General features: G+C 65.0%; 6 protein-coding genes. All 6 read left to right on the forward strand.

The window, feature by feature from the left end; genetic code table 11:
• The first annotated feature begins 1 nt into the window (after window position 1).
• The 6 genes from A0J57_RS19910 (at window position 2) to A0J57_RS19935 (ending at window position 6,149) form a co-directional block, all read left to right on the forward strand.
• Window positions 2-1,531, forward strand: coding sequence for a type II and III secretion system protein family protein (locus A0J57_RS19910; RefSeq protein ID WP_061938972.1), 1,530 nt, complete (start codon window positions 2-4; stop codon window positions 1,529-1,531).
• A gap of 17 nt (window positions 1,532-1,548) precedes the next feature.
• On the forward strand, window positions 1,549-2,220 hold the full coding sequence (locus tag A0J57_RS19915) for a CpaD family pilus assembly protein (protein WP_061938974.1): 672 nt from the start codon (window positions 1,549-1,551) through the stop codon (window positions 2,218-2,220).
• Window position 2,221: 1 nt separating this feature from the next.
• Window positions 2,222-3,508: a pilus assembly protein CpaE gene (locus A0J57_RS19920; RefSeq protein WP_048576170.1), complete on the forward strand. Its 1,287-nt coding sequence runs from the start codon at window positions 2,222-2,224 to the stop codon at window positions 3,506-3,508.
• Between the two features lie 71 nt (window positions 3,509-3,579).
• Window positions 3,580-4,578, forward strand: coding sequence for a type II secretion system F family protein (locus A0J57_RS19925; RefSeq protein ID WP_044661771.1), 999 nt, complete (start codon window positions 3,580-3,582; stop codon window positions 4,576-4,578).
• Between the two features lie 13 nt (window positions 4,579-4,591).
• Window positions 4,592-5,584, forward strand: coding sequence for a type II secretion system F family protein (locus A0J57_RS19930; protein WP_025547806.1), 993 nt, complete (start codon window positions 4,592-4,594; stop codon window positions 5,582-5,584).
• 133 nt (window positions 5,585-5,717) lie between these two features.
• Window positions 5,718-6,149, forward strand: coding sequence for a DUF2147 domain-containing protein (locus A0J57_RS19935; RefSeq protein ID WP_025547804.1), 432 nt, complete (start codon window positions 5,718-5,720; stop codon window positions 6,147-6,149).
• Window positions 6,150-6,528 lie beyond the last annotated feature (379 nt).

Below are 6,528 nucleotides of genomic sequence, written 5' to 3' on the forward strand. Positions count from 1 at the left end.
GATGAAGGGGTTCACTGTTCACACCCGTGCGGCCAGGCCGCACACCCTCTCGGCTCTTGCGGCCAAGCCGCTGCTCGGCCCCGCCATCGCGCTCGGCCTGGCGGTCGCCGCCGCTGCCGCGCCGACCACCGCGCTCAACGCCGCGCCCGCCTCCATGCAGGACAATGCGATCCTGCTCTCCGTGGGCGGCAGCAAGGTCATCAACCTGCCGGCCAAGATGTCGGACGTGGTGATCGGCGATCCGGATGTGGTCGACGTTCATGTCCGTTCGCAGAACCAGCTTTACCTGATCGCGAAGAAGGCAGGCGAAACCACCGTCTTCGCGACGGCGACGAACGGCAAGGTGCTGTTTTCCGGGACGGTGCGGGTCGGCAACAACCTGACCAGCATCGACGACATGCTGAAGCTGGCGATGCCGAACGCGGACATCGCCGTCAACAAGATGAACGGCATGGTCCTGCTGACCGGCACCATCGCCGCACCGGAAGACGCGGCGGAGGCCGAAAGGCTGACCCAGGCCTTCGTCGGCAAGGAAGTGACCGTGGTCAGCCGCCTGCGCACCGCCACGCCGCTTCAGGTCAACCTGCAGGTCAAGATTGCCGAAGTGTCCCGCGATGTCGGGCACAAGATCGGCATGAACTGGAAATCGCAGGATCTGACCGGCGGCAAATGGGCCGGCGGCATCGGCGGCGGGACCCGTGACGCCATCACTTTCAACAGCGGCGGCGGGGGAACGTTCAACTTCACCGCGGATGGCGGTTACAGCCTTGGCGGTGTGGCGCGCGTGCTGGGTCTCGACATCGGCGCCGTGCTGGACCTTGCCGAATCAAGCGGCCTCGCCACCACCCTCGCCCAGCCCAACCTGACCTCGCTGTCAGGCGAAACCGCAAGCTTCCTCGCGGGCGGCGAATATCCCTATACCGTCAGCAACGGCACGCAGGGCAACAGTATCGAGTTCAAGCAATATGGCGTGCAACTGGCCTTCACGCCGACCGTGCTGGCCGATGGCCGCATCTCGCTGCGCGTCCGCCCCACGGTGTCGAGCCTCGACTTCTCCGTCGACTCCAGCGTGCCCGCGCTCAGGAGCCGCACGGCCGAAACTACGGTCGAACTGGGTTCCGGTCAGGCCTTCATGATCGCCGGCCTGCTCAACAACGACACCGCGAACAGCATCAGCAAGGTTCCGGGCATTGGCAATCTGCCGATCCTGGGCAGCCTGTTCAAGTCGCGCAATTTCCAGCGTCACGAGACGGAACTGGTCATCGTCGTCACCCCCTATCTGGTGAAGCCGATGAATGCTTCGGACGTGCGCCTGCCGACGGACGGGTTCCGCAACGCCAATGAAGGTCAGGGACTGTTCCTGCAACAGATGCACGACGGCGTCAGCGGGGCCCGCTCCCCCATGCCGAGCCGCGCGCCGGGCGCTCCGGCGCCCGCGCCGGGTCCGCAAAGCTCGGCCGCTCTGCCGCCGGTCGCCTCTCGCGACACCGGCAAGCGTTCGAAGGACGCCGCGCCCGGCTTCAGCTTCTGATCCGAAGGACGAAAGACATGACTTTCCAGTCTCGCAAGACCCCCGTCCTCCCCGGCCTTGTCCGCCTTGGCGCGCTCGCGCTGATGGCCCTGCCGCTCGCGGCCTGCCAGACCGACCAGGCCGCCAATCGCGGCGTGCAGTCGGTCCATCAGCCGGTCGTCAGCCACACCGCCTTCACCTATGATGTGCAGGCGGGCCCCGATGGCGTCCTCACCGCATCGGAGGCGCGCCGGCTGGACGACTGGTTCGTTTCCATCGGCCTTGGCTATGGCGATCAGGTCGCCGTGGCGACGGATGCAGGCTATTACAGCCCTGCCCTGCGCGAAGGCATAGCCGATGTGGTGGCGCGCCACGGCATGCTGGTGGGCGAAGACGGCACCGCCGTCGCCGGCACCGCGCCACAGGGCGCCGTGCGCCTGATCGTGCGCCGCGCCACCGCCAGCGTGCCCGGCTGCCCCGATTGGTCGGACAAGCCGGAAACCGACCAGCAACTGGGCGCATCGACCAATTTCGGCTGCGGCGTGAACGGCAATCTGGCCGCGATGATCGCCAATCCGGAGGATCTGGTGCGCGGCCAGACCACCGACAGCGACCTGCGCACCGCCACGTCCAACCGCGCGATTTCGACCTATCGCGAAAAGGCGCCGACCGGTTCCGGCGACCTCAAGACCCTGTCGGGAGGCAATTGACATGAACGCACCCTGGAAACCCGGCGCATCCGGCCAGCGTGACCCCTTCCATGCCTTCGTCTGCGACGATCACAGTTTCGACCTGCTGCGCGTCGTCGCGGCGGAAATGGGCTGGGCGCCGGAAAAGGTGAACAAGGGCGGCATGCGCAACGCCGTGCAGTCCCTGTCGATCACCGCTTCGCCGCAGATCCTGTTCATCGACATGTCGGAAAGCGGCGATCCGCTGAATGACATCAACAGCCTGGCCGAAGTGTGCGAGCCCGGCACGGTCGTCATCGCGGCAGGCCAGGTCAATGACGTGCGCCTCTATCGCGACCTGCTGGCCAGCGGCATCCAGGACTATCTGCTGAAGCCCTTCGGCGCGGACCAGTTGCGCGACGCGCTGGCGCAGGCGCAGGCCGTATTCTTCGCGCCACGCGATGCGGGGCCGGAACGGCCGCACATGACCACGACGGTCATCGGCACGCGCGGCGGCGTGGGCGCGTCCAGCTTGGCAACCTCGCTCGCCTGGCTGCTCAGCGACAAGAAGCAGCGCCCTACCGCCCTTCTCGACCTGGACGTCCATTTCGGCACCAACGCGCTGGCGATGGACCTGGAGCCGGGGCGCGGCCTGACCGACGCGATCGAAAATCCCAGCCGCATCGACGGTCTGTTCATCGAACGCGCCATGGTGCGCGCGAGCGACACGCTGGCCATCCTGTCGGCCGAAGCGCCGATCAGCCAGCCCCTGCTGACCGACGGCGGCGCCTTTTACCAGTTGCTGGAGGAGTTCCGCGCGGCTTTCGAATGCAGCGTCATCGACCTGCCGCGCGCCATGCTGATCCAGCATCCGCATCTGATGAGCGACGTGAACGTCACCGTCGTGGTCACGGAACTGACGCTGGCGGCGGCGCGGGATTCGATCCGCATCCTGTCCTGGCTCAAGACCAACGCCCCGCAGTCGCGCGTGCTGGTGGTCGCCAACCGCGTCCACCCCGGCGCGCCGGAAATCAGCCGCAAGGATTTCGAACAGTCGATCGAACGCAAGGTGGACGTGCTGATCCCCTTCGACCTCAAGGTCGCCTCGCAGGCCGCCAAGCTGGGCAAGACGCTGGCGGAGACGGCCAAGGGCAGCAAGGTCGGGGCCGCCTGCAACACCCTGCTGGATGCGGTATTGGGCGCGGCGGAGGAGGCGGAGGCCGATGAAGGCCGCGCGACCTCGTCGAAGAAGGGCGATTCCCTGCTGGGCAAGATCAGCGATCTCAAGAGCATGATCCCTTCGCGCCGCAAGGGCAAGGCTTCGGCCTGAACAGGATGGGCCGTGCCGCCTGGGGGCGGCATGGCCGCTTTGATGGAACCGGATAAGAAACGGGCAGGCACATGAACGGCAATATCATCCTGATGGCGGTGCTGCTCGCAACCATGCTGGGCCTGATCGTCATGGCTTTTGGCGGCCCGTCGCCCGAAAAGGCGCAGAAGCGCCGCATGGAACTGATCCGCGGCCGGCACAGCGATTCCACCGACGTCATATTGGAAGCGCGCATGCGCAAGGCGATCTCGAACCGCCCGGCCGGCAATGAATCGTCGATGCTGGTGTCCCTGGTGCCCAATCCGGAAAACCTCGCCAAGCGTATCCGCATGACCGGCAAGAAATGGACCGTCAGCCAGTATATGACCGCCTGCGCCGTCATCTTCCTGCTGCTGTCCGCCGTGCTGATGCTGCGCGGATTCCCGCCGCTGTTCGCCGTGATGCTGGGCCTCGCGGCGGGGCTTGGCCTGCCGCATATGTGGATCAGCCGGCTCATCAAGGGCCGCGTGCTGAAATTCAACGCCAAGTTTCCAGACGCATTGGAACTGCTGACCCGGGGCCTGCGCTCGGGCCTTCCCATTGCCGAGACGCTGAACGTCGTGTCGAGCGAAGTGCCGGGACCGGTGGGCGAGGAATTCAAGCTGATCACCGAACGCATCAAGATCGGCAAGACCATGGATCAGGCGTTGCAGGAGACCGCCGACCGGCTGGGCACGCCCGAGTTCCAATTCTTCGTCATCAGCCTGGCGATCCAGCGCGAAACCGGCGGCAATCTGGCGGAAACCCTGTCCAACCTCGCCAACGTGCTGCGCCAGCGCGCGCAGATGAAGCTCAAGATCCGGGCGATGTCCTCGGAATCCAAGGCGTCGGCCTATATTATCGGCGTGCTGCCTTTCACGGTATTCGGCCTGATCTGCTACATCAACTACGATTATATGTCCCCCTTCTTCACGCCCGACCCAGCCGGGATATTCGGCCTTTCGACCATGCAGGTGGTCGGCATCGGCGGCATGTGCTGGATGGCGATCGGCGCCTTCATCATGGCGCAGATGATCAACTTCGAAATCTGAGGAAGCCGACAAGATGGAAAGCACACCCGTCCCCGCCGGCACCCTCTTCGGTCTGACCGCCACCGATTTCGGCACGCTGCTCGCCGCCCTGGCGACACTGGCGACGCTGTTCGCGCTTTATGCGGTCATGACCGTGCGCGATCCGATGGCAAAGCGCGTCAAGGCGCTCAATGAACGGCGCGAACAGCTGAAGGCCGGCATCACCGCCTCCACCGCGCGCCGCCGCGCCAAGCTGGTGAAGAAGAACCAGACGACCGACCAGATGCGGTCGCTCCTCTCCAGCCTGAAGGTGCTGCAGGACGATCAGCTCAAGGAAGCGCAGATCAAGCTGGCCCAGGCCGGCATCCGGTCGAAGGACTGGGCGGTCGCGGTGATCTTCGGCCGCATGATCCTGCCGATCGTCATCGGCGGCATGGCGGCGCTGCTGCTCTATGCGGTGGGCATCTTCCCCGAATGGGGCGGCGCGAAGCGCTTCATGGCGTTCGCCGGCGCGTTGCTGCTGTCCTACAAGGCGCCCGACATCTTCATCGACAACAAGATCCAGAAGCGTTCCGCCGCGATCCGCAAGGGGCTGCCCGACGCGCTGGACCTGCTGGTGATCTGCGCCGAGGCTGGATTGACCGTCGACGCCGCCTTCAGCCGCGTCGCCCGTGAACTGGGCAAGGCCTATCCGGAACTGGGCGATGAATTCCACCTGACCGCCATCGAACTCAGCTTCCTTACGGAGCGGCGCATGGCCTTCGAGAATCTGGCCACCCGCGTCAAGCTGGACGCGATCAAGGGCGTGGTCACGACCATGATCCAGACGGAAAAATACGGCACGCCGCTGGCTTCGGCTCTGCGCGTGCTGTCCGCCGAATTCCGCCACGAACGCATGATGCGTGCCGAGGAAAAGGCCGCGCGCCTGCCCGCGATCATGACCGTGCCGCTGATTCTCTTCATCCTGCCGACCCTGTTCGTCGTCATCCTGGGTCCGGCCGCCTGCTCGATCAGCCAGGCCTTCTAAAATTTTGAAGGGGCGCAGGCGCGTTGCCGTAGCGTCCCTTCGAACGCCTGCGAAAGCCGCTGATTTTCCGCCTTGGCGAAGCGGCCGATCCTGCCCTATCCCCTTTTGCAAAGACGCAAAACCGGAGAGGTCCATGGTCGCCATCACCCGCATCGCCGCCCGCGCCGCGCTGCCCATCCTGCCCCTGTTCGCCGCCCTGCCCGCGCAGGCCGCCCAGCCCATCACCGGCCGCTGGGCCACGGTCGACGGCAAGGCCATCGTCCAGATCGCCCCCTGCGGCAAGACGCTCTGCGGGCGGATAGAGAAGATCGTGAAACCCACCCCCGGCCGCCCGCAGACCGACATCAAGAACCCCGATCCGGCCCAGCGCGGCAAGCCGCTGACCGGCCTGGCGCTGCTCACCGGCTTTGCCGACGCGGGCGATCTGTGGAAAGGGTCGATCTACGATCCGGAAAGCGGCAAGACCTATAACAGCAAGGTCAGCCGAAACGGCGACGGCACGTTGAAGGTGCAGGGTTGCATCATGATGTTCTGCAAGACCCAGACATGGACGCCCGTGCGCTGATCGGCTGACCTCTTTTTGGATGAATCCAGCCCTTCGACCCCGCAGGCGGGAGGGGGTGAGCCAGCGCGACATCTGCGGAGATTTCCAACGGCCAGGCCGGAAATTGGCTACGCTCGCGCTCACCTCCGCCTCCCGCCCAAAAACGAAATGCCCCGGCCAAGGCCGGGGCATTTCGTTTTAGAGCAGATTCCGATCCGATTGCATCAGCTCGACTGCTCTAAGTTTTTGTTTTGTCGCGTTTTCCGAGTCAGCAGATGATTCCATCTGCTTGGAAAAACGCTCTAGGCAGTAGTGACATTTTAGGGATTCACGACGGTTTGGATTTGTGATTCAAGGCTGGCTTTTGGAGGCTGGCGTGGAAGGCGAAGTGCTGCGGGAT

Origin of the sequence: Sphingobium sp. 22B (genome assembly GCF_001580035.1) — a bacterium.
Classification (GTDB): Bacteria; Pseudomonadota; Alphaproteobacteria; order Sphingomonadales; family Sphingomonadaceae; genus Sphingobium; species Sphingobium fuliginis.